Below are 26,320 nucleotides of genomic sequence, written 5' to 3' on the forward strand. Positions count from 1 at the left end.
CGTCATGATGCTGGTGAGAGAGATGCGGGACGGGCGAACAGGGGGCGGGCATGGTCGGGTTCGAGTCGACGGACGGCGGGGCGGACGGTGGGGCGGACAGCGGGGTGATCGGCGAGGCGGACGGCGCGGGGGCGGTACGGGCACTCGCGGCGCGCTGGCTGCCCCGGCTCGGAGACGGGGACTTCGTCGTGTCGCCGGTCGGGTTGTGGCTCGCCCTCGGGGCCGTCGCCTCCGGGGCGCGGGGGCGGACCGGGGAGGAGCTGGCGGAGCTTCTCGGGGTGGAGGGGGAGGCCGCGGCCCAAGCCGTGACCGAGGCCGGGCGGTGGCTCGGCGGGACGGACGGGGTCGCGGTGGCGACCGGGGTGTGGAGCACGATGCCGGTGCTCGACGGCTTCCGGCGGCGGCTGCCCGGGGTCGGGTTCGGCGTGCTGCCCGGAGCGGCCCACTTCGCCCTGCCCGACGCGGCCTTCGGCGCGACGGACGACATGGCGTGGGGGGAGGTCCCCGATGCCCAGGAGGAGCTCGACGCGTGGGTGCGGGCCGCCACCGGCGGTCGGATTCCGGGGCTGCCGCTCGATCTCGACGGGTCCGAGGACCTCGTCCTGCTCAACGCCCTGGCCCTGAAGGCCTCCTGGCTGACCGCCTTCCCCGCGCACCTCACCCGCGACGAGCCGTTCACCGACGGGAACGGCGACACCAGGCCCGTACCGACCATGCGGCAGCGGATTCCCGCCGGGTGGGTCTGGTACGTGGGCGGGGTCACCGTCGTCGAGCTGCCGTGCGAAGAGGGAGCGGCAGGGGCGGGGGCCGGGGGCATCCGGGTGCGGTTCGTGCTGGGGCGGGAAGGGGCCGGGCCCGGTGACGTGCTGCCCGCCGCCTGGGCCGGAGTCGCCGAGCGGACACGGCTCGCGGCCGACTCGGTCGATCTCGCCCTGCCGCGCTTCACGCTCCGCGCGAAGACCGACGTCCGTCCGCATCTCGACGCCCTCGGTGTCCGTCTCGCCCTGCGGCCCGAGGCCGACTTCTCCGGGATCTCCGCTGCCGACCTGTACATCGACAAGGTCCTCCAGACGGCGCTGGTCGAGGTCGCCGAGGAGGGGGTCGAGGCGGCGGCCGTCACCCAGGTGACCATGACCCGGAGCGCGGCCGCGCCCCGCCCCACCGTGGTGGAGCGGATCGCCTTCGACCGGCCCTTCGGGGTCGTCGTCCTCGACGCGACGGGGCAGGTGCCGCTGTTCGTGGGCTGGCGGCGCAGCGCGCCAGGGGTCTAACCCACCACGCGGGCAAGGAGCAGGCCGTCGTGGCCCTTCGTGCCGACCGTCTGGAACGCGGTCGCGTCCAGCCGGGGTTCGCGCGCCACCAGCTCGAACATCTCGCGGGTGCCGGTGACCGCCGGGTCGTCCGGGTTCGCGGTGGCGACCTTCCCGCCGCGCACCACGTTGTCGACGATGATCACCGTGCCCGGGCGGGACAGCTTCAGCGCCCACTCCACGTACCGCGGGTTGTTGACCTTGTCCGCGTCGATGAAGACGAGGTCGAAGGGGCCCGCGCCCTCCTCCTCGAGCTGCGGCAGGCTGTCCAGGGCCGCGCCCGTCCGGACCTCGACGAGCTTGTCGAGGCCGGCGCGGGCGATGTTGGCGCGGGCGACGTCCGCGTGGGCGGGGTCGTACTCCAGGGTGACCAGCCGGCCGTCGGCGGGCAGGGCGCGCGCCAGCCAGATCGTGCTGTAGCCGCCGAGGGTGCCGATCTCCAGGATGTTCCGGGCGCCCTGCATCGCGGCGAGCAGGTGCAGCAGCTTGCCCTGGTTCGGGGCGACCGCGATCTCGGGCAGGCCGGCCGCCGTGGACGCGGCGAGCGCGCCGGTCAGCGCCTCGTCCGCGGGGGCGAGCAGCTCGGTGACGTAACGGTCGACGTCGTTCCACTGAGAGTTCGTCATGCGGTCGAACGTACACCTGGGGTGGGGTGGCGCCGGGTCGGGCGCGGCCGGTGGAAGCCCGGCTCCCGCGCCGCTCCGGCGCCCCCGGACAGCGGGGCCGCCCCGACTCCCACCCCGTCACACCGACGTGCGGACCCTGAGTTCCTTCACCCCGTTCAGCCAGGCCGCCCGCAGCCGGCGGGGTTCGCCCACGAGCGTGAGGTCGGGCAGGACGTCCGCGATCGCGTTGAAGATCAGCTCGATCTCCTTGATGGCGAGGGACTTGCCGAGGCAGAAGTGCGGTCCGCCGCCGCCGAAGCCGAGGTGCGGGTTCGGGTCGCGGGTGATGTCGAAGCGCTCGGGGTCGGTGAAGACCTCGGGGTCGTTGTTGGCGGAGGAGTAGAAGAGGCCGACGCGGTCGCCCGCGCTGATCTTCTGCCCGCCGATCTCGGTGTCCTGGGTCGCGGTCCGCTGGAAGGAGACCACCGGGGTCCCCCAGCGCACGATCTCCTCGGCGGCGGTCGCCGGCCGTTCCCGCTTGAAGAGCTCCCACTGGTCGGGGTGGGTGAGGAAGGCGTGCATGCCGTGGCTGATGGCGTTGCGCGTGGTCTCGTTGCCGGCGACGGCGAGGAGGAGGACGAAGAGGCCGAACTCGTCGGAGGACAGGTTGCCCTGGCCCTCGGCGGCCACAAGCTGGCTGACGATGTCGGCGGCCGGGCACTCCTTGCGGGCGGCGGCCATGGTCATCGCGTAGCCGATGAGTTCCATGGCGGCCTCGGCGCCGACCTCTTCGGTGATGGCGTACTCGGGATCGTCGTACGCGATCATCTTGTTCGACCAGTCGAAGATCCGGGAGCGGTCCTCCTGGGGGACGCCGATGAGCTCGGCGATCGCCTGGAGGGGCAGTTCGACGGCGATCTGGGTGACGAAGTCGAAGCTGCCGTCGGGTCCGGCGCCCTGCCGGGCCTCCTCGGCGATGGCGCGGGCACGGTCGCGCAGGACCGTCTCCAGGTTCCGGATCGCCCGGGGGGTGAAGCCGCGCTGGACGATCTGGCGGACCCGGGTGTGCTCGGGCGGGTCCATGTTGAGCATGATCAGCTTCTGGACGTCGATCTGCTCCTGGGCGATGCTCTCGTTGAAGCGGATCACGGCGGTGTTGAGGTTCGAGGAGAACAACTCCGGGTGCGTGGAGACGTACTTGACGTCCGCGTGACGCGTGACGGCCCAGTACCCCTCGTCCCTGAAGCCCGTGATGCCGGCCGGCTGCGGGCACCACCACACGGGGGCGGTCTTCCGCAGTTCGGCGAACTCCGGGAAGGGTATGCGCGTACGGAGGAGGTCGGGGTCGGTGGCGTCGAACCCTTCGGGGAGATGAGGGCAGGGCATCGGCAACACGCTCCATTATCCGATGATTATCTGATGACCCATCAGAAACTGCCGGGAAAGTTAGTAACGAGTTCGCCAAGTAGCAAGAGGCGGAGCGAGAACTGTTGCGTCCCGGACCCTTGCGTACCCGAGGTAGCAGTCATAAGACTTGCACTCAGAACTAGAACGCGTACTAGTTCCCCAGGGACGCCGACCGGACGAGGTGCCGGGACACCTCGACCGGTCGAGGAGAGGACGAGCTCATGGCCGCGGAACCCGTCATCGTCGAAGCCGTACGCACCCCCATCGGCAAGCGCGGAGGCGCGCTCGCCAACCTCCATCCCGCCTACCTCCTGGGCGAGACCTACCGTGAACTCCTCGGCCGCACCGGCATCCACGCCGACTGCGTCGAACAGATCGTCGGCGGTACGGTCACCCACGCCGGCGAGCAGTCCATGAACCCGGCGCGCACCGCCTGGCTCGCCATGGGCCTGCCGTACGAGACGGCCGCCACCACCGTCGACTGTCAGTGCGGCTCCTCGCAGCAGGCCAGCCACATGGTCGCCAACATGGTCGCGGCCGGCGTCATCGACATCGGGATCAGCTGCGGCGTCGAGGCCATGTCCCGCGTCCCGCTCGGTTCCGGTTCCAAGCACGGCCCCGGCAAGCCGTTCCCCGACGAGTGGAACGTCGACCTGCCCAACCAGTTCGAGGCCGCCGAGCGCATCGCGCGCCGCCGCGGCCTCACCCGCGAGCGCGTCGACTCCCTCGGCCTCCTCTCCCAGGAACGGGCCGCGACCGCCTGGGCCGAGGAGCGGTACAAGCGCGAGACCTTCGCCGTCCAGGTCCCCACCACCGAGGCCGAGCAGGCCGCGGGGCAGGGCATGTGGCGGCTCGTCGACCGGGACGAGGGCCTGCGCGACACCACCATGGAAGGCCTGGCCCGGCTCAAGCCCGTCATGCCGACCGCCGTCCACACCGCGGGGAACTCCTCCCAGATCTCCGACGGCGCCTCCGCGATCATGTGGGCCTCCAAGCGCATGGCCCGCGCCCTCAAACTCCGCCCGCGCGCCCGGATCGTCGCCCAGGCCCTCGTCGGCGCCGACCCGCACTACCACCTCGACGGACCGGTCGACGCGACCCGCGCCGTCCTCGGCAAGGCCGGCATGTCGCTCAAGGACATCGACCTCGTCGAGATCAACGAGGCCTTCGCCTCGGTGGTGCTGAGCTGGGCGCAGGTCTTCGACCAGGACCTGGAGAAGGTCAACGTCAACGGCGGCGCCATCGCCCTCGGTCACCCGGTGGGAGCGACGGGCGCGCGGCTGATCACCACCGCCCTGCACGAGCTGGAGCGCACCGACAAGGAGTTCGCGCTCATCACCATGTGCGCGGGCGGCGCGCTGGCGACCGGGACGATCATCCAGCGGCTGTAGTTGTCGGAAACGCCGCAGGCCCCGCCCCTCCGAAGGGAGGGCGGGGCCTTGCGGGTGCGCTGTGCGGCGGCGGGACTCTTAGTACCAGCCGTTGGCCTGCCAGAACGCCCAGGCGGCGTTCGGGGAGCCGTAGCGCTCGTTCATGTAGTTCAGGCCCCACTTGATCTGCGTGGCCGGGTTGGTCTTCCAGTCGGAACCGGCCGAGGACATCTTCGAGGCCGGCAGGGCCTGGACCAGGCCGTAGGCGCCGCTGGACGAGTTCGTGGCGCTGGGGTTCCAGCCGGACTCGTGGGTGACGATCTTGCTGAAGGACGCGTACTGCGAGGCGGGGACGATGTCACGAGCGAGCTCCTGCGGGCTGGCGGCGGAAGCCGAGCCCGTCGTACCGAGCACCGCGCCCGACGCGCCCAGCAGCACGGCTGCGGTGGCGGCGAAGGTCTTCTTGCGGGCGGCGATGCGGGTGGTGAGCGAGCTGATCAACGTTTCTACCTAACGTCGGGAACAAGGGCCGCGCCGGGCGATTTCGGCAAGCCGGAACCAGAGCCCGGGAGACCCGGGAACTGGGGGGAACCGGCCGTCCGAGGCGCTGTGGTGAGCACCGGCTGCCTGGCGACGAGCTCTACGAAACCAGGGCCTGAGCGCCGACGCAACGACCCCCTGTACGAGGAAGGGTCGGACCCGGGCGGAAGGTCCCGGGGGTGGGCTTGCGGGATTTCCGCAGGTCATGCCCGGGTGTGGGGTGATTTGGACCGGTGTGTACGGCTACTACTACGGCTCGTACGTGACGTAGGTCCTGTGGGGCGGCTCACCCGGAGAGGCCTTTTCCGGGCCTTCGAATGTGACCTGGGCCTCGAAGTTCGCCCGTCGAGTCGCACGGCGGAGGGCCTTCAGAAGCGTGGATCCGATGGTGAGGGTGAGGACGACGGTGAGGACGGCGCGGCCAAGGTCCCAGCCGAGGGAGGTGGCGACGACAAAGGCGAGGAAGCGGACCAGGTTCTCGTGGAGCGGGGCGCCCGGCACGAAGGAGACCCCGCTGCCCAGGCCCTGGAGCAGGACCCAGCCCTGGAGGTTCATGACCGTTCCGTACGCGAACGCCGCCACGAAGCCGTACACGGAGAGCATCAGCAGCTCACCCCGGCCCCGGAGCCGCTGCGGGGCAGGGAGCAGCCCGGCGCCCATCGTGAACCAGCCCATCGAGAGCATCTGGAACGGCATCCAGGGGCCCACCCCGCCCGTGAGCAGGGCCGACGCGAACAGCGTCACCGCGCCGAGGACGAAGCCGAAGCCCGGGCCGAGGACCCGGCCGCTCAGCACCATCAGGAAGAACATCGGCTCAAGGCCCACCGTCCCCGCCCCGAGCGGGCGGAGCGCGGCCCCCACGGCGGCGAGCACCCCCAGCATCGCGACGGCCTTCGCGTCCATCCCGCAGTCCGCGATCGTCGCGATCACGACCGCGACGAGCAGGGGCAGGAGGGCGGCGAAGAGCCAGGGCGCGTCCCCGGCGTGCGAGGTGACGGCCGACCCGGCGTCCGCGAAGAGCGGCCAGGTGAAGGCGGCGACCCCGATGAGGGAGACCAGGACCAGCGCGGCGACCGAGCGCGGGCCGAGGCGGACGGGGCGACCGCTCGTCGCTTGCCTCACAGCGCGGCCTCCACCTGTTCGACCGTGAGCCAGTGCTGCGGGGCGAGGATCTTGGCGACCTGCGGGGAGAAGGCGGGGGAGGAGACGACGACCTCGGCGGTCGGGCCGTCCGCGACCACCTCGCCGTCCGCGATGATCACCACCCGGTGCGCCAGCTCCGCCGCCAGCTCCACGTCGTGCGTGGCCAGGATGATCGCGTGACCGTCCGCCGCGAGGGCGCGCAGGTGCGCGACCAGCCGGGCCTTCGCCGCGTAGTCCAGACCGCGCGTCGGCTCGTCGAGGAGGAGGAGCGGCGGGCGGCCGGTCAGCACCACGGCCAGCGCGAGCGCGAGCCGCTGCCCCTCGGACAGGTCCCGGGGGTGCGTGTCGTCCGCGACCCCCGGCAGCAGCTCGGACACCAGGGCCCGGCAGGTCCCGGGCGCCGCGCCCGCGTCGGCGTCCGCCGCCGCGCACTCGGCGGCGACGGTGTCCGCGTACAGCAGGTCCCTCGGCTCCTGCGGGACGAGGCCGACCTGGCGGATCAGGTCGCGGGGGTCGGTGGTGTGGGGGGTGCGGCCGGCGACGCGGACCGTGCCGGAGGTCGGCGGGATCATGCCGACGAGGGCGGAGAGGAAGGTGGACTTGCCCGCGCCGTTGCGCCCCATGAGCGCGACGGTCTCGCCGGGCTTGACCTGGAGGTCGATGCGGCGGAGGGCTTCGACCCGGCCGCGTCGGACGCCGAGCGCTTCCGCGAGGACGAGGGGGGAGGTGGGAGTGGGGTCGGTCGGGTGGGTACGGCGCCGTCGGAAGAGGGAGATTCCCCCACTCCGCCCCTTCCCGAAACCGGGGGTGCTGCCCCCGGACCCCCGCGCCTCAAACGCCGGCGGGGCTGACATGGCTCCCTGGGCGAAGGAGTCCCCCCGCGGCGGGGCCGCGCTCCCGCCGGGCAGGGCTTCGCCCGCCGTGGAGCGGGGTGAATCCAGCCTGTCCGGCGTTTGAGGACCGGGGTCCGGGGCGGAGCCCCGGTTTCGGGAAGGGGCGGGGTGGGGGAGAAGCCCCGCAGGGTCCCCGCCCTCCAGCCGCTCCTCCGCCTGTCCGGCCAGCCGCTCCTTCAGCTCGCCCGCCCGCCGCCGCGCGTCCCGCACCGTCAGTGGCAGGGGGGTCCAGCCGGCAAGCCGGCCCAGGGCCACCACCGGCGGGTGGACCGGCGAGACCGCCATGATCTCGGCCGGCGGGCCCATGACGCCGTCCGGCAGGAGGATGACCTGGTCCGCGTACTGGACGACCCGCTCCAGGCGGTGCTCGGCCAGGAGGACCGTCGTGCCCAGGTCGTGGACCAGGCGCTGGAGCACCGCCAGGACGTCCTCCGCCGCCGACGGGTCCAGCGCGGACGTCGGCTCGTCGAGGACGAGGACCTTGGGGTGCGGGGTCAGGACCGAGCCGATCGCGACGCGCTGCCGCTGGCCGCCGGAGAGCGTGGCGATCGGGCGGTCGCGGAGTTCCGCCAGGCCCAGCAGGTCGAGGGTCTCCTCGACCCGGCGCCGCATGACGGCCGGCGCCAGACCCAGGGACTCCATCCCGTACGCGAGCTCGTCCTCGACCGTGTCCGTCACGAAGTGCGCCGACGGGTCCTGCCCGACCGTGCCCACCACGTCCGCCAGCTCGCGCGGCGGATGCGTACGGGTGTCCCGGCCGTCGACCGTCACCCGGCCGGTCAGGGTGCCGCCCGTGAAGTGCGGGACGAGGCCGGAGACCGCCCCGAGCAGGGTCGACTTGCCGACGCCGGACGGGCCGACGAGCAGGACGAGCTCGCCCTCGGGGACGGTGAGGTTCACGTCCCGCAGGGTGGGCTCGGCACCCTCCTCGTACCTGACCGAGACGTTCTCGAAGCGGATCACGTGCTCTCCTTGGCGACGGTGTCCCGGCGGGGCACGGACTCCTGCGGTACGGGGGCCACGAACGCCGGGACCAGGCCCACCAGGATCGAGAGGGCCGGCAGGAGCGGCAGCTCCGGCGCCTCCAGGGGGACGACCCCCGGGTGCAGCGCCTCCGGTGCGTACGCGTTCGCCCAGATCATCAGCACCGCGACCGCCACTCCCGAGCCGGCGACCAGCCAGGCCCGCACGCCCCAGCGGTCGGGCCGGTACCGGGTCCGTACGGCCCGCAGCCCGCCGAGCCGGAGCCCCGCCATCGCCGCGAGGAGCCCGGCGGCAAGCAGCGGCAGCCCGTACCCCGCGCCCTCCGCCGCGAGCAGCCCGTACGAACCGGCGCAGACGCCGAGCAGCCCGCCCAGGGTCAGCGCGTTCGTCGTACGGCGTACGGACGCGGGGACCTGGGCCGTCCGGCCGTAACCCCGCGCGTCCATCGAGGCCGCCACCGCGATCGACCGCTCAAGCGCTCCTTCGAGCACCGGCAGACCGATCTGGAGCACCGCCCTGACCCCGCCGGTGGGGCGGCCCCGGAGGCGGCGGGCGGTGCGCAGCCGGACCACGTCGGCGACCATGTTCGGCGCGAAGGTCATCGCCACGACGACGGCGACCCCGGCCTCGTACAGGGCCCCCGGCAGGGACTTGAGGAGTCGCGCCGGGTTGGCCAGCGCGTTCGCCGCGCCCACGCAGATCAGCAGGGTCGCCAGTTTCGCGCCGTCGTAGAGGGCGAAGACCAGCTGCTCGGCGGTGACCCGGCCCCCGATCCGTACCCCTTGCGCCCAGTCGGGCAGCGGCACCTCGGGCAGCGTGAACAGGACATGCGTCCCCGGGATCGGGGAGCCGAGCAGCAGGGAGAAGACGACCCGCAGGACGACGACGAACAGGCCGAGCTTCACGAACGCCCCGTACGAACGCGCCCAGGGCGCGTCCGTACGCCGGGCCGCCACGACATAGCCGGCGACCCCGACGACCAGACCGAGCAGCAGCGGGTTGGTGGTGCGCGAGGCGGCGACGGCCAGGCCGAGCGCCCACACCCACCAGGCACCGGCGTGGAGGGCGTTCGACCGGTTCGCCACGGGGGCCGCGAACGGCCGTCGGCTACGGGCGGGGCTCATCCGCGACGGCGGGCCTTCCAGATCGCTGCGCCGCCGAGCGCGAGCACGGCCGCCCCGCCGGCGAGCACGCCGAAGGACGGGCCGTCCCCGCTCCCCGAGCCGGAGGCCGCGGTGGTGGGGGCGGGGGAAGCGGACGACGGGGCCGGCTGCTCCTCGCCCTCCGCGACCTGCTCGCCACAGCCCCGCGCCGGATACCCGGCGATCCCGCACAGCATCGCCGCGCCGTCGTACCGCAGCGGCTTCGCCACCTCGGCCAGGGCCTCCGCGCCCGTCGCGTCCTCACGGACCTGCACGCAGCCGGTCGTGACCGGCTTCTGCGGCGGCTTCTCGCCGGGCGGGGCGTCCTGCGGACCGCCGAAGTCGACGACGACCGCGATCCGCTTGCTGCCGTCCTTCTTCTCCACGCCCGCGCAGATCCCCGGGAAGTCGGGGGCGGCGGAGGGCTTGGAGGTGTCGCTCGTGCCCTTGCTGAGCGCGAAGCGGAAGCCGATCGCGTCGCCGTCGGCGGGGCGGGCGGTCGCCGGTCCCTGCGTGGCGTACGTCCAGGACGTCCCGCCGTCGCTCTCCCAGAACGACCAGTAGCGGTACCCGGCGGCCTGCGCGGGGGCCGCGGCGACGGCGGTGAGCGTGAGGAGTGCGCCGGCCGCGGCGGCGACGGTCCGGGCGACGCCCCTTCGGACGGTCGTCACTTCTCGCGTCACTTCTTGCGGCCGCTCACGAGGAAGCCGATGCCGACGCCGACGACCATGCCGATGCCGATGATCCACCAGATGTCGAACCCGGACTCCTCGTCGTCGCTCGTGGCAGCGGCGGACGTGTCCGGGCTCTTGGGCGCCGGGCCGAGGGCGTTGAGCTGCTCGACCAGGTCGGCCGTGCCGAACTCGCGCGGGTCGTTCTCCGTCGCGCGGGCGGCCAGGATCAGCTGCGCGTAGGCGGCGGGGCCGCTCTCCTTCGCCCAGGCGGCGGAGTTCTTCTCCAGCCACTCGATCGCGGGCTGGGCCTCCTTGGTGGCACCGGCCGCGGCGAGCGCCACGACCGCGTCGGCGGTGTTGCCGATGTCCGGCTTCTCCGTCGTGTCGGTGGCGCCGGGCATCGGCGGGGCGGTGAGGTGGCCGGTCTTCGCGAGGGTCTTCGCCAGGTAGGAGGCGCCGTTGAGGGCGGCCCGCTCGACGGTCGGCTTCGCCAGGTCCTGGCAGGCCGGGGCCTGCTCGGGGGAGGCCTTGGTGGAGACGACGCTCTTGCCGAGCCCGGCGAGGGTGGCCGCGGCGGTGGCGTCCGCGTTGGCGAGCAGCTTGCCGGTCTTGTCGGGCTGGTACGCGAAGGCCCCGGCGCCGTCCTTGTCGGAGCAGGGCACCGCGAAGGTGAGGAGCGCGTCGTAGGGGGTGCGGCCCTCGGCGGAGGTGAAGGAGCCGGGCCTCACGCCGGTCGCGGCGAGGGCGCCGGCGATGACCGAGGTGGAGTTGGCGTCGCTGGGGCCGCCGCCGGGGGTGTAGCCCCAGCCGCCGTCCTTGTTCTGCACGGACCGCAGCCAGGCGTGCCCGGCCTTGACGGCCTTGTCGACCTTCTCCGGGTCGGCGGCCTGGCGGCGGACGGCGCCGAGCGCCTGGACGGCGAGGGCGGTGGCGTTGGTGTCCCGCAGGGTCTTCGCGTCGCAGGGCTTCGTCGCGTCCGCGCGGTAGGAGCTGAAGGAGCCGTCGGCGCACTGCTGGCCGAGGAGCCAGTCCACGGCCTGGTCGGCGGGCTGGAAGCCGGTGCCGCGCTGGGCGAGGAAGGCGAGCGACTGACGCCACACACCGTCGTACGTCGGGTCCTTCGTGCCGTAGAGACCGGGCGCCGGGGCGCCGGTCGAGGGGGTCGGGGAGGGCGCGGCGGCGGCCGGAAGGGCCGCTCCGGTGCCGAGTACGACTGCGGCGGCGGCGAGCGCGGCGGCGCCGCGGCGGACGGTGTTCATGGGGCCCTCTCCTGCGGCCGGGCACCGGCACGCCTCAGGGGCACCAGGCTCCGGCTCCGTATTCCTCGACGGTGCCGGCGGTCACGTCCCGGACGGGGCATTCCGACTCGCCGCCCTGGGTTCGGGGCGGCTTACGGTTGCGGGTCAGTGCCGGATTCGCACCGGCTTCCCCCCGTACGGGCATGATGACGACCTGCTCACTCTACCGGCCCGTACGGGCGCGGCCTCGGGGGTGCGAGGTGCCTCACACCCGCCGGGTCCGGCACGGCCGGGGAGGCTCACACGGCGACGTACGTCACCGGGTCCGTGCCGGTCACGGCCTCCGCGCGGCCCAGCTTCACCAGCCGGCGGACGTGGGCCTCGGCCTCGCTGACGGCGATGTTCCGGGAGCCGTGGGGGATCTCGTCCCAGGGCCGGTTCCACTCCATCCGCTCGGCGAGCTGCCAGGGGGTGAGCGGGGTGGCGAGCAAGGCGAGGAGCCCGGTGAGCCGTTCCTCGTGGTGGGCGATGAGCTCGTCGACCCGGCCGGCGGCGTCGGCGAACGCGTACTGGTGGGCGGGGAGGACCTCGGCGACGCCGAGGCGGCCGATGCGTTCGAGCGAATCGAGGTAGTCGCCGAGGGGGTCGGTCTCGTGGAGGTCGCCCGGGTGCTCGTACAGCCCGATGTGCGGGGAGATCCCGGGCAGCAGGTGGTCGCCGGAGAACAGCCGGCCGTGGCCCGGCAGCCCGGCGGGGTGCTCCTCCTCCAGATGGAGGCAGACGTGGCCGGGGGTGTGGCCGGGGGTCCAGATCGCGCGCAGCCGCCGGCCGGCCAGGTCGAGGAGCTCGCCGGGGACGATCTCCCGGTCGGGGACGGCGGAGCGCAGCCCCGGCAGGGTCAGCATCCGGCCGGAGGCACGGGCGGCCCGCAGCGGGGCGACGTGCTCCTCGGGGGCGCCGACGGCGGTCAGCTTCTGCGTCATGTAGTCGAGCCAGGTGCCGGGCTCGGCCTCGCGGGTGCGGCGGACGACGGCCGTGTCGGCGGCGTGCATGGCGATCCAGGCCCCGGACTCCTCGCGGACCCGGCCGGAGAGTCCGTGGTGGTCGGGGTGGTGGTGGGTGATGACGACCCCGTGGATCTCCTGGACGGACAACCCCAACGCGGCGAGTCCGCCGGTGAGTTCATGCCAGGAGGCGGGGTCGTCCCAGCCGGTGTCGACGAGGACCGGGCCGCGGTCGGTGTCGAGGACGTGGACCAGGGTGTGGCCGAGCGGATTGTCCGGAATGGGCACCCGCAGCGACCAGACGCCTCCGCCGTGCTCGGTCACCTGGGTCATGTGCCCTCATCTCTCAAGGCCGTGCGGAGCCTGCTCGACCGTGCCCGTTCCATTGCCCACTATAACTAGAACTGGTATCAGTTCTGAGGCATCGTCAGAATACTCGTCCCCCCGGGAGGCTGCGGTCATGAGCGAGCTTGTGGAGCACGGAAAGCTGTTCATCGGCGGGGAGTTGACCGATCCGCTGGGCGATGCGGTCATCGAGGTGATCTCGCCGCACACCGAAGAGGTCATCGGTCGGGTCCCGCACGCCTCCGCCGCCGATGTCGACCGGGCCGTCGCCGCCGCCCGGCGGGCGTTCGACGAGGGGCCCTGGCCGCGGATGTCGGTCGAGGAGCGGATCGCGGTCGTCACCCGGATCAAGGACGCCATCGCCGTCCGGTACGAGGAGATCGCCCGCTCCATCAGCTCGCAGAACGGCTCCCCGTACTCCTGGTCCGTCCTCGCCCAGGCGCTCGGCGCGATGATGGTCTGGGACGCGGCGATCACGGTCGCCCGGGACTTCGCCTTCGAGGAGCGGCGCGGCGGCGTCCTCGGTCCGCTGCTCGTCCGGCGCGAGCCGGTGGGCGTGGTCGCGGCCGTCATCCCGTGGAACGTGCCGCAGTTCACCGCCGCCGCCAAGCTGGGGCCCGCGCTGCTCGCCGGTTGCACGGTGGTCCTCAAGCCCTCGCCGGAGTCGCCCCTCGACTCGTACATCCTCGCCGAGATCGCCACCGAGGCCGGGCTGCCCGAGGGCGTGCTCAGCATCCTGCCCGCCGACCGCGAGGTCAGCGAGTACCTCGTCGGCCACCCCGGCGTCGACAAGGTGTCCTTCACCGGCTCCGTCGCGGCCGGCAAGCGGGTCATGGAGGTCGCCTCCCGCAACCTCAGCCGCGTCACCCTCGAACTCGGCGGCAAGTCGGCCGCCGTGATCCTGCCCGACGCGGACCTGGACACCGCCGTCGCCGGGATCGTCCCCGCCGCCTGGATGAACAACGGCCAGGCGTGCGTGGCCCAGACCCGTATCCTCGCCCCGCGCTCCCGCTACGAGGAGATCGCCGAGGCCTTCGCGGCGGCGGCCGGAGCGCTCGTCGTCGGCGACCCGCTCGACCCCGCCACCCAGGTCGGCCCGCTCGTCGCCCGGCGTCAGCAACAGCGCTCCCTCGACTACATCGGCATCGGCCAGGCGGAGGGCGCCAAGGTCCTCGCGGGCGGCGGGCGTCCGGCCTCCCTCGACCGCGGCTGGTACGTCGAGCCCACGCTCTTCGGCGGCGTCGACAACTCCATGCGGATCGCCCGCGAGGAGATCTTCGGCCCGGTCATCTGCCTCCTGCCGTACGGGGACGAGGCCGAGGCCCTCCGGATCGCCAACGACTCCGACTTCGGGCTCAGCGGCAGCGTCTGGACCGGCGACGTGGAGCACGGCATCGGCTTCGCCCGGTCCGTGCGCACCGGCACGTTCAACGTCAACACCTTCAGCCTCGACATGCTCGGCCCCTTCGGCGGCTACAAGAACTCCGGCCTGGGACGGGAGTTCGGCCCCGAGGGCTTCGGCGAGTACCTGGAGCACAAGATGATCCACCTGCCCGGCGGGTACGAGTCCCCGGCGGGGGAGTGATGGGGGACCGCTGGCACGTCGAGGTCGACCGGAGCGTCTGCATCGGCTCCGGCATGTGCGTCAACCACGCCCCGACCGCCTTCCGTCTCGACACGGCCCGCCAGTCCCATCCGGTGGAACCGGAGGTGGACGCGGGGGAGACGCTGCTCGCGGCGGCCGAGGGCTGCCCGGTGGAGGCCATCCTGATCGCCCTCGCGGACGGAGGGGAACCGGTGTTCCCACCGGAGGAGTAGCGGCCGAGCGGGGCGCGGAGCACGGCGCGTTGTCGTTCCCTTGTGCAAAACTGGGCCCTTGGTCACGGGGGCAAGGGGCCTTCGTGCGCACGTATTTCGGGAGTGTTGTGCGCAACGTGAAGTGGGTGGCCGCGGCCGCCGGTGTGGTGCTGCTGGTCGCTGGTTGCGGTAGCGAGGGCGGTTCCGACAAGGGCGGTTCGGCGTCCGTCACGGGCGGTACGGGCGCGAGTGGTTCGGGCGGCGGGAAGTTGGACGCCGCCGCGGTCACCAAGGAGATCGAGGCGGCGGCGACCGGGGCCGGCTTCGCGCAGGACTCCTCGGGCGATGACATCGCGCCGGAGCTCAAGGACTGCATGATCACCTGGACGGCCGACGCCGAGAAGGCCGCGGACCCGGTGAAGTCCTACGGGGGCACGATCACGGCCCTGACCGGCGGTGGCTGGAAGGAGTTGCGGAGCAACGAGATGAACGGCTCGGTGATCAAGTCCCTGGAGAAGAGCGGCTGGACGCTCCAGGCCAGCAACCACGCCCAGGGCCCGCTGAAGATGGTGATGTTCGTCGCCGCCGACAGCGGTCCGGAGTGCGCGGCGAAGATCGCGGCCGACAACGAGAAGGCCCGTCAGTCCTCCTGACATCCGGCCGTCCGTCCGTTCCCCCGACCCGTCCTTTGCCCCGACGGGTCGGGGGAACGGACAGGTGCCGTCCTCGGTTCGGTGGAGCCTCTGCCCGCGTCCGGGCCCGTCACCGCTCCGGCGCGCCCGGCGCCGTCAGGTCGATCAGCCGGCAGACCGTCTCGATGTCGATCTTCACCTGCGCGATCGAGGCACGCCCGGACAGCCACGTGATCAGTGCCGAGTGCCAGGTGTGCTCGATCACGCGCACCGCCGACAGCTGCTGCGGGCTCGGGTGCTCCGCCCCCATCGCGTCCAGGATGATCGCGGTCGTCAGCCGCGAGACCGTGTCCACCTCGGGGCTCACCCCGCGGTCCGCGAAGGTCAGCGCCCGCACCATCGCGTCGGCGAGCTGAGGCTCCCGCTGGAGCGCCCGGAAGGCCCGCATCAGGGTCTCCGCGACCCGCTCCGCCGGGTCGGCGCCCGCGGGCGGCCGCTTCCGCAGCGTGGTGTGCATGTGCTGGAGCTGGTCCTGCATCGTCGCGACCAGCAGGTGGATCTTGGACGGGAAGTAGCGGTACAGCGTGCCGAGGGCCACCCCGGCCGCCTCGGCGACCTCCCGCATCTGTACGGCGTCGAAGCCGCCCCGCGCCGCGAGCTGCGCGCTGGCGTCCAGGATGCGGCGCCGCCGCGCCTCCTGGCGCTCCGTGAGGGCCGGCGCCGAAGGGCCGAGGTCCGCCCTGTTGTCTGCGGTCATGGGTTCCCGTTCCGTGCGGTGGGAGCGGAGGTGGGGAGCGACAGTATCGCGGTCCGGCCGTCGTGGCGCGAATCACCTGTTCCGGCTCTCACCAGGGAGCTACCTGCCGGTAGATTCTGTCCTCCTTGAGCGATCAGGAAGATCATGCAAGAAGATCGAGAACGATCAAGTCTGTAACTTGTTCTAGATTAGCGCGAGCGGTTACGCTCCGGCGAAACACGCTCGAAGGGGGTCGCGCATGACCGCGGAAGCCATAGAGGCAAGCCCGGCAAGCCCCCGGCAGGGCGCCACCGCGGACGGTGACGGTCCGTTGCGGATCGCTCTCCTCACGTACAAGGGGAACCCGTTCTGCGGCGGCCAGGGCGTCTACGTCCGCCACCTCTCCCGTGAGCTCGCCCGCCTCGGCCACCACGTCGAGGTCGTCGGCTCCCAGCCGTACCCCACGCTGGACGACGGCGTGCCGCTCACCGAGATCGCCAGCCTCGACCTCTACCGCTCGCCGGACCCCTTCCGTACGCCGAAGCGCGACGAGTACCGCGACTGGATCGACGGCCTCGAAGTCGCCACCATGTGGACCGGCGGATTCCCCGAGCCCCTCACCTTCTCCCTGCGGGCCCGGCGCATGCTCGCCGCCCGCCGCGGCGACTTCGACGTCGTCCACGACAACCAGACCCTCGGCTACGGCCTCCTCGGCGGCCCCCGGGCCCTCGGCGCGCCGCTCGTCACCACGATCCACCACCCCATCACCGTCGACCGGCAGCTCGAACTCGACGCCGCCGCCGACTGGAAGCGCCGCGCCTCCGTCCGCCGCTGGTACGCCTTCACCCGCATGCAGAAGCGGGTCGCCCGCCGGATGCCGTCCGTCCTCACCGTCTCCGGCACCTCCCGCGACGAGATCGTCGAGCACCTCGGCGTACGCGAGGACCGCATCCGGGTCGTCCACATCGGCGCCGACACCACGCTCTGGTCCCCGGATCAGGCCGTCGCCGAGGTCCCCGGCCGGATCGTCACCACCTCCAGCGCCGACGTCCCCCTGAAGGGCCTCGTCCACCTCATCGAGGCGCTCGCCAAGCTCCGCACCGAGAACCCCGACGCCCACCTCGTCGTCGTCGGCAAGCGCGCCGAGGACGGGCCGGTCGCCGCCGCGATCGAGCGGTACGGGCTCGGGGGCGCCGTCGAGTTCGTCAAGGGCATCAGCGACGCCGAGCTCGTCGACCTCGTGCGCTCCGCCCAGGTCTCCTGCGTGCCCTCGCTGTACGAGGGCTTCTCGCTGCCCGCCGCCGAGGCCATGGCCACCGGGACGGCGCTCGTCGCCACCACCGGCGGCGCGATTCCCGAGGTCGCCGGAGCCGACGGCGAGACCTGCCTCGCGGTGCCGCCGGGCGACGCGGGGGCGCTGGCCGCGGCGCTCGGGCGCGTGCTGGGCGACCCGGAGCTGCGGGCCCGCCTCGGTGCCGCGGGCCGGGTCCGGGTCCTGGAGCGCTTCACCTGGGCGCGCGCGGCGCAGGGGACGGCCGAGCTGTACCGCGAGGCCGTCGCCCGCCAGGGAGCCCGCCAAGGCGTCCGCAGGTGACCGTCCCGCTTCCGTACCGCAGTCTCCAGCCGTACTCGCACCACCCCCGTCCCGACCACGAAGGCAGGCCCTCGTGCTGACCGTCGACTTCACCCGCTTCCCGCTCGCCCCCGGCGACCGCGTGCTCGATCTGGGCTGCGGTGCGGGCCGGCACGCCTTCGAGTGCTACCGGCGCGGCGCCCAGGTCGTGGCCCTCGACCAGAACGGCGAGGAGATCCGCGAGGTCGCCAAGTGGTTCGCGGCGATGAAGGAGGCCGGGGAGGCCCCCGCCGGGGCGACCGCCACCGCGATGGAGGGCGACGCCCTCAACCTGCCCTTCCCCGACGAGTCCTTCGACGTCGTGATCATCTCCGAGGTCATGGAGCACATCCCGGACGACAAGGGCGTGCTCGCCGAGATGGTCCGCGTCCTCAAGCCGGGCGGCCGGATCGCGATCACGGTGCCCCGCTACGGCCCCGAGAAGATCTGCTGGGCGCTCTCCGACGCGTACCACGAGGTCGAGGGCGGCCACATCCGCATCTACAAGGCCGACGAGCTCCTCGACCGGATCCGGCAGGCCGGCCTCAAGCCGTACGGCACCCACCACGCGCACGCCCTGCACGCGCCGTACTGGTGGCTGAAGTGCGCCTTCGGCGTCGACAACGACAAGGCCCTGCCGGTCCGCGCGTACCACAAGCTCCTGGTCTGGGACATCATGAAGAAGCCCGCCCTGACCCGGGTCACCGAGCAGCTGCTCAACCCGGTCGTCGGCAAGAGCTTCGTGGCGTACGCGACCAAGCCGCATCTCCCGAAGGCCGACACCAAGTGACCTCTCCCGAGCGGATCGCCGAGCACCTCGTCCTGCCCGGGGTGCTCACGGCCGAGCAGGCGGCCGAGACCGTCACCGGGATACTCGCCGTGCAGCGCGAGGACGGGGCCATACCGTGGTTCCGGGGCCACCACCTCGACCCGTGGGACCACACCGAGGCGGCCATGGCCCTCGACGCGGCCGGCGAGCACGCCGCCGCGGCCCGCGCCTACGAGTGGCTCGCCCGCCACCAGAACGCGGACGGCTCCTGGTACGCGGCCTACCACGACGGTGACCCGGACGACGTCACCGACCGGAGCCGGGAGTCCAACTTCGTCGCGTACATCGCCGTCGGCGTCTGGCACCACTACCTGTCCACCGGCGACGACGCCTTCCTCGACCGGATGTGGCCCGTCGTCTACGCGGCCGTCGAGTTCGTCCTCGGGCTCCAGCAGTCCGGCGGGCAGATCGGCTGGAAGCGCGAGCCCTCCGGCGAGCCCGTGAACGACGCGCTCCTCACCGGCTCGTCCTCCATCCACCAGGCGCTGCGCTGTGCCCTCGCCATCGCCGAGGTCCGCGAAGAGCCGCAGCCGGACTGGGAGTTGGCGACGGGCGCGCTCGGCCACGCGATCCGCCGGCACCCCGAGCGCTTCCTCGACAAGTCCCGCTACTCGATGGACTGGTACTACCCGGTCCTCGGCGGCGCGATCACCGGACCGGAGGCACTGGCCCGGATCGACGCCGACTGGGACGCGTTCGTCGTGCCCGGCCTCGGCGTCCGCTGCGTGATCCCGAACCCGTGGGTCACGGGCGGCGAGTCCTGCGAACTCGCCCTCACCCTCTGGGCGATGGGCGAATCCGACCGGGCCCTGACGATCCTCCAGGACATCCGGCACCTGCGCGCGGGGAACGGCATGTACTGGACGGGGTACGTCTTCGAGGGTGACACGGAAAGCGACAAGGCCATGTGGCCGGAGGAGCAGACGGCCTGGACCGCCGGCTCCCTGCTGCTCGCGGTGGCTGCCCTCGGCGGCGAGGAGGCCACGGTCGCCGTCTTCGGCGGCGAGCGCCTCCCGGCCGGCCTCGAACCGGACTGCTGCGCGTCGGTCTGACCGGGGCCGGGGATCCCGTCCGCGGGAACCCGTACGGAGTCGCCCGGGTGGCGGGCGTGGGGGGCCGGGGTGAGGCTGGCGCCATCAGCCCCAGGGAGGTCCCGTCGTGCCCAGAAGTCCTTCGCGCGGTGTCGTCGCGCTGCTGCTGTCCTGCGTCCTGCTGCTGACCACCGCGGCCTGCGACGGCGACGACACGCAGAGCGCGAGCAGCGCGGCGACGCCGACGAGTACGAGCACCTTCGAGCAGCAGAAGCTGGCGAAGACCCGGTTCGTGGCCAACGCGGGCCTCGCCGCCGGTGCCACGTACCAGTGGATCGTGAAGCCGTACCGCGCGGGCAAGTTCGCGAAGGGCGCGGACGGGCGGACCTTCGCCCTCGTGAAGGCGGGTCTCGCGGGCGCGTTCACGTACAACCGGCTCAAGGCGGCGGTGAACAACGCCAAGGGCGACCCGCTGCTCTCGAAGGCGGTCGCGCCGCTCACGGCCGGGATCGAGTCGCTCAAGGAGCTCGGGACGAAACTCCGCAAGGGCGAGGTCGGCGATGCGGACGTCGGCGCCTTCGAGTCCGTCATCAACAGCGTCAAGGACGCGGGCAAGAGCGCCGGCGCGGTGGTGGTCGAGAAGGTGCCGAGCGCGTCGCAACTAGGCGGTTGACGCTATGAGTTGAGCTCCGCGAGTACGCGGAGCGTGGCGGGGTCCGGTGAGGTGACCAGCAGGTCCGTCACCGGGCCCCGCCGCCATGCGTCGAGACGCTCGGCGATCCGCTCCCGGGGGCCGACGAGCGAGATCTCGTCGGCGAAGGCGTCCGGCACGGCGAGCACCGCCTCCTCGCGCCGTCCCGCCGCGAACAGCTCCTGGATGCGGCCGGCCTCCTTCGCGTACCCCATCCGCCCCATGAGATCGGCGTGGAAGTTGCGGGCGGCGTGCCCCATGCCGCCGATGTAGAAGCCGAGCATCGCCTTGACGGGCAGCAGCCCGGCCGCCACGTCCTCGCAGACCTGCGCGCGGACCATCGGGGCGACGAGGAAGTTACTTTGGTTCGTACCCTCACGGGCTTCGGGGAGCCGGTCCGGGAGCGCGTAGACGTCGGCCCAGCGCTCGGGGGACCAGTACAGGGGCAGCCAGCCGTCCGCGATGGTGAGGGTCTGCGCGATGTTCCTGGGGCCCTCGGCGCCCAGGAGGATCGGCAGGTCCGGCCGGAGCGGGTGGGTGATCGGCTTGAGGGCCTTGCCGAGGCCGGTGCCGTCCTCGCCGGTGTACGGGTGGGAGTGGTGCCGTCCGTCGAGCCGGACGGGGGCCTCGCGGCGCAGGACCTGCCGGATCACGTCCACGTACTCGCGGGTGGCGGTCAGCGGGGAGCGGGGGAAGGGGCGGCCGTACCAGCCCTCGACGACCTGCGGCCCGGACAGGCCGAGCCCGAGCATCATGCGCCCGCCGGACAGGTGGTCGAGCGTCAGTGCGTGCATCGCCGTCGCCGTCGGAGTGCGGGCGGCCATCTGTGCGACGGCGGTCCCGAGTTTGATGCGCGAGGTGTGCGCGGCGATCCAGGTCAGCGCGGTGAACGCGTCGGAGCCCCAGGCCTCCGCCGTCCACACTGAGTCGTACCCGAGCCGCTCGGCCTCACGGGCGAGCTCCAGATGGGCGGGGGAGGGGCCGCGGCCCCAGTAGCCGAGGGCGAGTCCGAGGCGCATGCCGTACAACCTTTCTGACGGTCCGTCAGATCGTTTTCCGGGGACTGTACGCCTACGGCCACCGACAGGGAAGGCGGCAGGGACGGTCACCCTGAGACGGCGGGCCCGGCGGGGTGCTCGTCGGCCCCTTCCCGTCGGAGGCCCTCGGCTACGTACCGGACGCCGTGGGCAACCAGTCCATGTCGGGAGTGCCGGCCAGCAGCGGGGCGCCCTCGCACGAGAGGAACGTGGCGAGGTGCCGGGCGGCCTCCGCGGTGAGCTCGGTGAGGCGCGCCGCGTCCTCGTCCCGCTGGACCAGCGGGACGCGCTCCTCGCGGGGCACGTTCCGGTCGTCCCAGCGCATGAGCTCCACCTCGAGCCAGCCCCGACCCTCCGGCGCCTCGCTACGGCAGGGGAGGAACAGCCTCGCCTGCACTGTCGTGGCCAGGCCCTTGGCCGGCCCGAGCCGGATCTGCCCGTCGGGGTTCTTCTCCATCACGCGGTCCACAGCGCCGACGCGGTGCCAGTTGTAACTGGCGAGGATGGACTCGCCCCCGCCCGCGACCCGGCACCAGATGTCGAACCCCTCCTTGCTGTCGTCAGCCGTGTCGGCGTCCAGGCTCTCCTCGAACGGCTTGCCCCGCTTGGGCAGTACATCCGCCACCGTCCGCCCTGACAGTGCGCCACCGCACACCCGGTCCGGTACGTCCACGGCAGCCGGCCCGCGCGCCGCCTGCCACCAGAACGCGCCGGCGGTTGCGGCCAGCGTGAGCCCCAGAGCGGCGAGAAGCCGACTGCGACCGATGCTCGCCCCGGCGCGGGTCACCCGAAGGTCGCAGGTTCGGTGGGGAGCTCGTCGGCACCTTTGCACGTGAGGCCCTTGGCGACGTATCGGGCGCCGTCGGCCACCAGTTGGCCGAGGAGCGCGCGCTGGTTCTCGACGGGATGCCCGTACGGCTTGCTGTAGCCGACCTGGATGTGAACCTGCTGTATGAGGCCCAGCTCTTCGTTGGGGCAGTCGACGTAGAGGTGAGCGCTCGTGTCGTTGCCCCAGCCCTTGACCTTGCCCCAGCCGAGCGGTGCGTTCTCCTTCCGCTTGGGGTACTTGGCCAACTGCTCCTTGAATCCTTCAGGGGTCTCGCGCACGTAGAAGAACTGGACCGTCGCGCCCCCGCCGCGAACCCTGCACCAAGTCGACACGTGTGTCTGGGCGGGTCCGGGGCCCAGATACTCCTGATACGGGTCGCCGTGTTCCGGGAGCAGCCGCACCAGAGGCGCTCTCGAAACCGATCCGCCGCAGACGCGCTCCGGCACGGCGACCGGCGCGGCCGTCGGCTTGGCCGCAGCCCGCCACCAGATCACGCCGACGGCTACGGCCAGTACGAGCCCCAGCGCGGCGAACGCGAGTCCGCGACGAGAAGGGCGGGTGATACTGCCGCCCGCTCGCGTCCCGGGCATTCAGCTGCCCCCGGACTGCGCGGGGAGCGGCTCGTATCCGCGTTGTGCGTTCACGCCGTTCTGGAAGCCCGTCTGTGTCTCCTCGAAGGCGCCATGGCGCCGTCCTTCCCTCAGTGCACACCGCCGACCGCGACCGGTACTCGCCCCGGCGCGGGTCACCCGAAGGTCGCAGGCCCGGTGGGGAGCTCTTCGGCACCTTTGCACGTGAGGCCCTTGGCGACGTATCGGGCGCCGTCGGCCACCAGTTGGCCGAGGAGCGCGCGCTGGTTCTCGACGGGATGCCCGTACGGCTTGCTGTAACTGACCCTCACGTGCACCTGCTTCACGAGGCCCCGTTCCGCGTCGGGGCAGTCGACGTAGAGGTTGGCGACCGTGTCGTTTCCCCATCCCTTGACCTGGCCCCAACGGAGGGGGGCGTTTCCCTTCCGTTGGGGGTACGTCGCGAGCTGCTCCTTGAACCCGTCGGGGATCTCCCGCACGTAGAAGAACCTGACCGTCGCGCCTCCGCCGTGTGCGGTACACCAGGTGGAGACGTGCGTTCGGCCGGGCCCCGGCTCCAGGCGTTCTCTGTAGGGATCTCCTTGCTCCGGCAGCAGTTTGACGAGGGGGCCCCTCGAAACGGACCCGTCGCAGACCCGATCCGGCACCGTGACCGGTGTCGACCGTGGTTGCGCCGCTGCCCGCCACCAGATCACACCCACGGCCACGGCCAGAGCGAGCACCAGTGCGACGAGAAGGCGTCCGCGACGCGAGAGGTGGGTGACGGTCCGCCATGTTCGGCTGCCGGACATTCAGTTGCCTCCGGGCTTCGACGGGGGCGCAGTGTACCCACGCCCATTGTCCACGCCGCCGTTGAAGCCCGTCTCCGCCGCGGAATAGGCACTGTCACCTAGCATCTGCTGCAACTCCCAGGACAGGCCGGCACGCTGAGCGCCGATTACGGCGGCCTGCCGGGCAGCCGCCCGGCTGTCAATGGACTGATCTCCGATCACCTTGTCCGCCGCGTCCTTACCCTCGCCCGTCGTGTCGCGTTCGTACTTCTCCAGGACGCCGTCCTTGACGTCCTCGATCATCCATGCGGCCGGGGCGCCCACTATGGATGCCTCAAGCGGCTTGATGGCCAGGCCGAACCCGCGCTCCACCCATGTGCCGCCCTCCTGCAGGCCCTTGTTGAAGTCCTCGTCCCCGGCGGTCTTGTCGATGTAGACGGCATCGGCACGTGCCTCCGATGCGATACCCGCGATCACGGCGCCTGGTTTGGTGAACGTGGCGACCTCTTCGCGCAGGTCGGCCACACCCCCCTGCGACTCGCCCTTCGCGTAATGCGCCGACAGGCCGGACAGGGCGTCGGACGTCGTCGCCTGCTGGGCGTTGATGATCGCTCCGTATGCGTCAGGGTCCCGTGCGACAACGCTGACGAAGTTCCGCGCCGCACCGTCGTCGAGGCCCGCGTCCACCCCGAACGTCTCCAGCCGTGACGCCCCCATCACCTTCTGGAAGTCCCGCATGTACTCCGCCGTCATGTTCCCGAGGCTGTCCCGCAGGGGAGTCAAGGCGCCCGTCTTCTTCTCGTCGCCCTCGCCCGTGACGGAGATCAGCGCGTTCCCTGGCTCCGTGCCGAACTTCTCCACCACCCGGTGCATCAGCTCCGCCTGCTCCTCCGAGTGTTTCACCGGCTTCGCGTTCTCGTCGTCGTACGCCCTGCCCGTCACCGCCGACTCCAGTGCGTGGCCCAGTGCGTCCGGACCCGAGTCCTTCGCCTTCTGGGCGGCCTCGTCCCAGGCCTTCTGGCCGTCGCCGTCGCCGATGGCGGGGCCACCCTCCGAGCGGTCGTCGGGCCAGGGGTGGTCCTTGTCGGTGAACATGTCGAAGTAGTCGGTGTACGTCTTGCCGCCCTCGCCGTACGGGGAGGGCTTGAGGTCCTTCAGGTACAGGTTCCCGTCGCCGTCCTGCCGCACGTTGTACTGATCGAGGACGCTGAACCCCGAGCCGCCGTGGACCCGTTCGAAGTAGGCGGCGTCCATCTTCCGGCCGTCGTCCGAGTAAGGGATCATCTTGCCGTCGAAGAAGTCCTTCGACGCCTCCGGGCTGTGGCCGAGCGCCTCCAGGATGCCGGTCATGGGGTTGTAGCCGTAACTGCCGTCCGTGCCTGCCGGGTTGAGGTTGATCCCGATGTACGGCTCGTTTGCGGGCTTGTGCAGCCCGTGGCCCAGTCGCAGTTGTGACGCGTGCTCGGCGATCGGGGTGAGGAAGCGCTTGTCGTACTCGCCGTAGCGCAGGATGTTGGAGAGGACCTGGTAGCCGGACGGGTTGAAGCTTCCCCGTCGCTCCGGGTGTACGTCGATCGTGCCCGATCCGGCCCGGCGCAGTTCCGTCTGCCACTGCTCCGAGAGATGGGGCTTGTTGTCAGGGTCGGTCGCCGTGGCCAGGGAGTAACCGAGATCCTGCTGGAGCGCCTTGAGGGAGTCGGACCGTTCCTTGCTGTCCCCGTCGGTCTTCATCGTCAGATCCGCGAAGAACTCGAGGCTTCGTTCCGGGCCGAGCCGGTCGTAGAACGCCGTCGTGAACTCCGGCGATTCGCGGTGCTCGTGGAGGAGCGTCCGGAGTTCCTTCAGTTCCGCGTCCGTCATCCTGTCGCCCTTGCGGGCGAGTTCCTCGGCGCGTGACGCGTACATCTCCCCGGGGTTGGCGAACTTCGGCCCGCTGAAGTCGTGCGGGTCGCTGCCCATGTTGGCCTTCAGCGTCCTCGCGAAGGAGCTGTCGGCCTCGTCGGCCTCGTCCAGGACCGCGCGGATCCGGCGCTCGATGTGGGCGAGATCGGCCTGTTCCTTGCGTACCAGCCCGTCGTAATCCGGGTCGTGTTTGCCCGCGGTGCCGACGTTGTCGGCGACGGGCTTGAGCGCGTGGACCTTTCCGTCCGGCTCCACACCGACACCGAGCTTGGGGGCCTCTTCCCCGACGATCTTCCGCAGGTCGTTTCTCGCCTTCTCGAAAGCCGCGTAGGCCTGGTCGAGGACGGCCTGCACGCCCTTGGCGGACCGGGCGGCGTCGTCGAACTCCTTGGCCGTCTTGGCGATGAAGGGCCGCGTGACGGATGCGTTCACCCCCTCCCACCGCGCCTTGTCGGACTTGGCCTTCATGCCGTCGCGCGCGTCCCTGGCGAGCGTCTCCAGCTTGGCCGCCATCTGCGTCCAGTCGGTCACCGCCTCCTTCAGTTTCCCGAGAGGAGCGTGCAGTACGTCGTCGAATCCCAGTGTCACGGTGCCGTCCCCGCCCTACGTGAAGTGGCCGTCGATCTGCGACGCGCGCAGGGAGACGACGATGTCGTCCTCTTCCTTCTGGTGGGCGGCCGCGCTGTGGTCCAGATGGTTGGAGATGTTCGCGCAGGCGTCCGCGAGCGTCCTGAGCTGCCGGGACCAGATGTCGTTGACGCCCAACAGGGCGGTGCCCAGGGCGTAGTTGTCGTTGATGAGGGCGATGGAGGCGTCGTGCGTGCTCTGCCGTGCGTGGTCGCCGTCGCCGGAGAGCCGGCTGTAGAGCGTGTACGCCTCGCTGCCGACCGCCCCCAGGTCGTCCTGATTGACCGTCAGGTCGGTCCCGCCGCCGCCCCCGCCCCCACTCGCGGCGGCCTGGTTCAGCCGCATCTGAACGTTCGCATGTGCACTGGCGCGGGCCGCGCCCCACTCCCCGTCGAACGACACTGTCGCCCATCCTCCCCGTGATCTCCGGCGTACGATCCTGTCAGATCGCCGTCGGACGGGAGAGGGGGAACGCGTTGCTATCGGAATCTTGACGGGATCCGTACGCGCTGCGGCGGGAAACAGGACCGCCGAAAACGGGGCCGCCGGAAACGGTGCCGCCGGAAACGGGACCGCCCGCCC

25 protein-coding genes and 1 riboswitch are annotated in these 26,320 nt (G+C 72.0%); of the genes, 9 read left to right on the top strand and 16 right to left on the bottom strand.

The features are described 5' to 3' along the window. The first annotated feature begins 50 nt into the window (after positions 1-50). Positions 51-1,271 (top strand): serpin family protein, encoded by a 1,221-nt coding sequence (locus OG357_RS27745; RefSeq protein ID WP_329623735.1) that lies wholly within the window; start codon positions 51-53, stop codon positions 1,269-1,271. On the opposite strand, the gene OG357_RS27750 is transcribed toward OG357_RS27745, so the two are convergent. Further along, a complete protein-coding gene (locus tag OG357_RS27750; protein WP_329623736.1) occupies positions 1,268-1,936 on the bottom strand; it encodes an O-methyltransferase in 669 nt (222 codons plus the stop codon). The genes OG357_RS27745 and OG357_RS27750 overlap by 4 nt on opposite strands. Positions 1,937-2,053: 117 nt before the next feature. Then, positions 2,054-3,301, bottom strand: coding sequence for a cytochrome P450 (locus OG357_RS27755; RefSeq protein ID WP_329623737.1), 1,248 nt, complete (start codon positions 3,299-3,301; stop codon positions 2,054-2,056). Between the two features lie 242 nt (positions 3,302-3,543). Between OG357_RS27755 and OG357_RS27760 the strand changes: the two genes are divergently transcribed. Next, positions 3,544-4,713, top strand: coding sequence for a steroid 3-ketoacyl-CoA thiolase (locus OG357_RS27760; RefSeq protein ID WP_317594604.1), 1,170 nt, complete (start codon positions 3,544-3,546; stop codon positions 4,711-4,713). Between the two features lie 78 nt (positions 4,714-4,791). On the opposite strand, the gene OG357_RS27765 is transcribed toward OG357_RS27760, so the two are convergent. The 7 genes from OG357_RS27765 to OG357_RS27795 form a co-directional block, all read right to left on the bottom strand. Then, entirely contained in the window at positions 4,792-5,193 is a 402-nt protein-coding gene (locus OG357_RS27765; protein WP_329623738.1) for a transglycosylase SLT domain-containing protein, read from the bottom strand. Between the two features lie 288 nt (positions 5,194-5,481). Continuing rightward, on the bottom strand, positions 5,482-6,354 hold the full coding sequence (locus OG357_RS27770; RefSeq protein ID WP_329623739.1) for an ECF transporter S component: 873 nt from the start codon (positions 6,352-6,354) through the stop codon (positions 5,482-5,484). After that, positions 6,351-8,231: an ABC transporter ATP-binding protein gene (locus OG357_RS27775; RefSeq protein WP_329623740.1), complete on the bottom strand. Its 1,881-nt coding sequence runs from the start codon at positions 8,229-8,231 to the stop codon at positions 6,351-6,353. Before OG357_RS27775 ends, OG357_RS27770 begins: the two co-directional genes overlap by 4 nt. Further along, positions 8,228-9,376, bottom strand: a complete 1,149-nt coding sequence (locus tag OG357_RS27780; protein WP_443066742.1) for an energy-coupling factor transporter transmembrane component T — start codon at positions 9,374-9,376, stop codon at positions 8,228-8,230. Before OG357_RS27780 ends, OG357_RS27775 begins: the two co-directional genes overlap by 4 nt. Then, positions 9,373-10,065, bottom strand: a complete 693-nt coding sequence (locus OG357_RS27785) for an SCO2322 family protein (protein WP_443066743.1) — start codon at positions 10,063-10,065, stop codon at positions 9,373-9,375. The genes OG357_RS27780 and OG357_RS27785 overlap by 4 nt, the downstream gene beginning before the upstream one ends. A gap of 8 nt (positions 10,066-10,073) precedes the next feature. Beyond that, positions 10,074-11,327 carry a prenyltransferase/squalene oxidase repeat-containing protein gene (locus tag OG357_RS27790; protein ID WP_329623742.1) on the bottom strand — a complete coding sequence of 418 codons (1,254 nt, stop codon included), beginning with the start codon at positions 11,325-11,327 and terminating at the stop codon, positions 10,074-10,076. A 95-nt stretch (positions 11,328-11,422) separates the two neighbouring features. Beyond that, a riboswitch (cobalamin riboswitch) is annotated at positions 11,423-11,499 on the bottom strand. Between the two features lie 106 nt (positions 11,500-11,605). Continuing rightward, on the bottom strand, positions 11,606-12,643 hold the full coding sequence (locus OG357_RS27795) for an MBL fold metallo-hydrolase (protein ID WP_329623743.1): 1,038 nt from the start codon (positions 12,641-12,643) through the stop codon (positions 11,606-11,608). A 127-nt stretch (positions 12,644-12,770) separates the two neighbouring features. Here OG357_RS27795 and OG357_RS27800 point away from each other — a divergent pair, with 127 nt between their 5' ends. The 3 genes from OG357_RS27800 to OG357_RS27810 all read left to right on the top strand — a co-directional run bounded on the left by OG357_RS27800 (position 12,771) and on the right by OG357_RS27810 (position 15,105). Continuing rightward, the gene (locus OG357_RS27800; RefSeq protein WP_329623744.1) at positions 12,771-14,240 is read left to right on the top strand and encodes an aldehyde dehydrogenase; all 1,470 of its coding nucleotides are present in this window, start codon (positions 12,771-12,773) and stop codon (positions 14,238-14,240) included. Further along, positions 14,240-14,473, top strand: coding sequence for a ferredoxin (locus OG357_RS27805; protein WP_329623745.1), 234 nt, complete (start codon positions 14,240-14,242; stop codon positions 14,471-14,473). The genes OG357_RS27800 and OG357_RS27805 overlap by 1 nt, the downstream gene beginning before the upstream one ends. A 107-nt stretch (positions 14,474-14,580) precedes the next feature. Continuing rightward, on the top strand, positions 14,581-15,105 hold the full coding sequence (locus tag OG357_RS27810) for a hypothetical protein (RefSeq protein WP_329623746.1): 525 nt from the start codon (positions 14,581-14,583) through the stop codon (positions 15,103-15,105). 109 nt (positions 15,106-15,214) lie between these two features. Here the strand turns inward: OG357_RS27810 and OG357_RS27815 are convergent, their stop codons facing one another. Then, positions 15,215-15,841, bottom strand: a complete 627-nt coding sequence (locus tag OG357_RS27815) for a TetR family transcriptional regulator (protein ID WP_329623747.1) — start codon at positions 15,839-15,841, stop codon at positions 15,215-15,217. A gap of 238 nt (positions 15,842-16,079) precedes the next feature. Here OG357_RS27815 and OG357_RS27820 point away from each other — a divergent pair, with 238 nt between their 5' ends. The 4 genes from OG357_RS27820 to OG357_RS27835 all read left to right on the top strand — a co-directional run bounded on the left by OG357_RS27820 (position 16,080) and on the right by OG357_RS27835 (position 19,965). Then, the gene (locus tag OG357_RS27820) at positions 16,080-17,414 is read left to right on the top strand and encodes a glycosyltransferase family 4 protein (protein ID WP_329623748.1); all 1,335 of its coding nucleotides are present in this window, start codon (positions 16,080-16,082) and stop codon (positions 17,412-17,414) included. A gap of 73 nt (positions 17,415-17,487) precedes the next feature. Further along, positions 17,488-18,222, top strand: coding sequence for a class I SAM-dependent methyltransferase (locus tag OG357_RS27825; RefSeq protein WP_329623749.1), 735 nt, complete (start codon positions 17,488-17,490; stop codon positions 18,220-18,222). Then, on the top strand, positions 18,219-19,313 hold the full coding sequence (locus tag OG357_RS27830) for a prenyltransferase (RefSeq protein ID WP_329623750.1): 1,095 nt from the start codon (positions 18,219-18,221) through the stop codon (positions 19,311-19,313). Before OG357_RS27825 ends, OG357_RS27830 begins: the two co-directional genes overlap by 4 nt. A gap of 106 nt (positions 19,314-19,419) precedes the next feature. After that, the gene (locus OG357_RS27835; RefSeq protein ID WP_329623751.1) at positions 19,420-19,965 is read left to right on the top strand and encodes a hypothetical protein; all 546 of its coding nucleotides are present in this window, start codon (positions 19,420-19,422) and stop codon (positions 19,963-19,965) included. 2 nt (positions 19,966-19,967) lie between these two features. Here OG357_RS27835 and OG357_RS27840 read toward each other — a convergent pair whose 3' ends face one another. The 6 genes from OG357_RS27840 to OG357_RS27865 form a co-directional block, all read right to left on the bottom strand. Beyond that, positions 19,968-21,002: an LLM class F420-dependent oxidoreductase gene (locus OG357_RS27840; RefSeq protein WP_329623752.1), complete on the bottom strand. Its 1,035-nt coding sequence runs from the start codon at positions 21,000-21,002 to the stop codon at positions 19,968-19,970. 148 nt (positions 21,003-21,150) lie between these two features. Then, positions 21,151-21,645 carry a hypothetical protein gene (locus OG357_RS27845; RefSeq protein WP_329623753.1) on the bottom strand — a complete coding sequence of 165 codons (495 nt, stop codon included), beginning with the start codon at positions 21,643-21,645 and terminating at the stop codon, positions 21,151-21,153. A gap of 158 nt (positions 21,646-21,803) precedes the next feature. Beyond that, complete coding sequence (locus tag OG357_RS27850) at positions 21,804-22,439, bottom strand: hypothetical protein (protein WP_329623754.1); 636 nt, start codon at positions 22,437-22,439, stop codon at positions 21,804-21,806. Between the two features lie 155 nt (positions 22,440-22,594). Beyond that, positions 22,595-22,918, bottom strand: a complete 324-nt coding sequence (locus OG357_RS27855) for a hypothetical protein (protein ID WP_329623755.1) — start codon at positions 22,916-22,918, stop codon at positions 22,595-22,597. A 312-nt stretch (positions 22,919-23,230) separates the two neighbouring features. Further along, entirely contained in the window at positions 23,231-25,699 is a 2,469-nt protein-coding gene (locus OG357_RS27860) for a DUF6571 family protein (protein ID WP_329623756.1), read from the bottom strand. 15 nt (positions 25,700-25,714) lie between these two features. Next, positions 25,715-26,083 carry a hypothetical protein gene (locus OG357_RS27865; RefSeq protein ID WP_329623757.1) on the bottom strand — a complete coding sequence of 123 codons (369 nt, stop codon included), beginning with the start codon at positions 26,081-26,083 and terminating at the stop codon, positions 25,715-25,717. Positions 26,084-26,320 lie beyond the last annotated feature (237 nt).

The sequence above is a fragment of the Streptomyces sp. NBC_01255 genome (assembly GCF_036226445.1).
Lineage (GTDB): Bacteria > Actinomycetota > Actinomycetes > Streptomycetales > Streptomycetaceae > Streptomyces.

What these genes read in the sequence shown, in the direction of transcription:
- OG357_RS27745 (WP_329623735.1), top strand. Translation starts at nt 51, where the DNA reads ATGGTCGGGTTCGAGTCGACGGACGGCGGGGCGGACGGTGGGGCGGAC.
- OG357_RS27750 (WP_329623736.1), bottom strand. Translation starts at nt 1,936, where the DNA reads ATGACGAACTCTCAGTGGAACGACGTCGACCGTTACGTCACCGAGCTG.
- OG357_RS27755 (WP_329623737.1), bottom strand. Translation starts at nt 3,301, where the DNA reads ATGCCCTGCCCTCATCTCCCCGAAGGGTTCGACGCCACCGACCCCGAC.
- OG357_RS27760 (WP_317594604.1), top strand. Translation starts at nt 3,544, where the DNA reads ATGGCCGCGGAACCCGTCATCGTCGAAGCCGTACGCACCCCCATCGGC.
- OG357_RS27780 (WP_443066742.1), bottom strand. Translation starts at nt 9,376, where the DNA reads ATGAGCCCCGCCCGTAGCCGACGGCCGTTCGCGGCCCCCGTGGCGAAC.
- OG357_RS27790 (WP_329623742.1), bottom strand. Translation starts at nt 11,327, where the DNA reads ATGAACACCGTCCGCCGCGGCGCCGCCGCGCTCGCCGCCGCCGCAGTC.
- OG357_RS27795 (WP_329623743.1), bottom strand. Translation starts at nt 12,643, where the DNA reads ATGACCCAGGTGACCGAGCACGGCGGAGGCGTCTGGTCGCTGCGGGTG.
- OG357_RS27800 (WP_329623744.1), top strand. Translation starts at nt 12,771, where the DNA reads ATGAGCGAGCTTGTGGAGCACGGAAAGCTGTTCATCGGCGGGGAGTTG.
- OG357_RS27805 (WP_329623745.1), top strand. Translation starts at nt 14,240, where the DNA reads ATGGGGGACCGCTGGCACGTCGAGGTCGACCGGAGCGTCTGCATCGGC.
- OG357_RS27815 (WP_329623747.1), bottom strand. Translation starts at nt 15,841, where the DNA reads ATGACCGCAGACAACAGGGCGGACCTCGGCCCTTCGGCGCCGGCCCTC.
- OG357_RS27820 (WP_329623748.1), top strand. Translation starts at nt 16,080, where the DNA reads ATGACCGCGGAAGCCATAGAGGCAAGCCCGGCAAGCCCCCGGCAGGGC.
- OG357_RS27840 (WP_329623752.1), bottom strand. Translation starts at nt 21,002, where the DNA reads ATGCGCCTCGGACTCGCCCTCGGCTACTGGGGCCGCGGCCCCTCCCCC.
- OG357_RS27850 (WP_329623754.1), bottom strand. Translation starts at nt 22,439, where the DNA reads ATGCCCGGGACGCGAGCGGGCGGCAGTATCACCCGCCCTTCTCGTCGC.
- OG357_RS27865 (WP_329623757.1), bottom strand. Translation starts at nt 26,083, where the DNA reads ATGCGGCTGAACCAGGCCGCCGCGAGTGGGGGCGGGGGCGGCGGCGGG.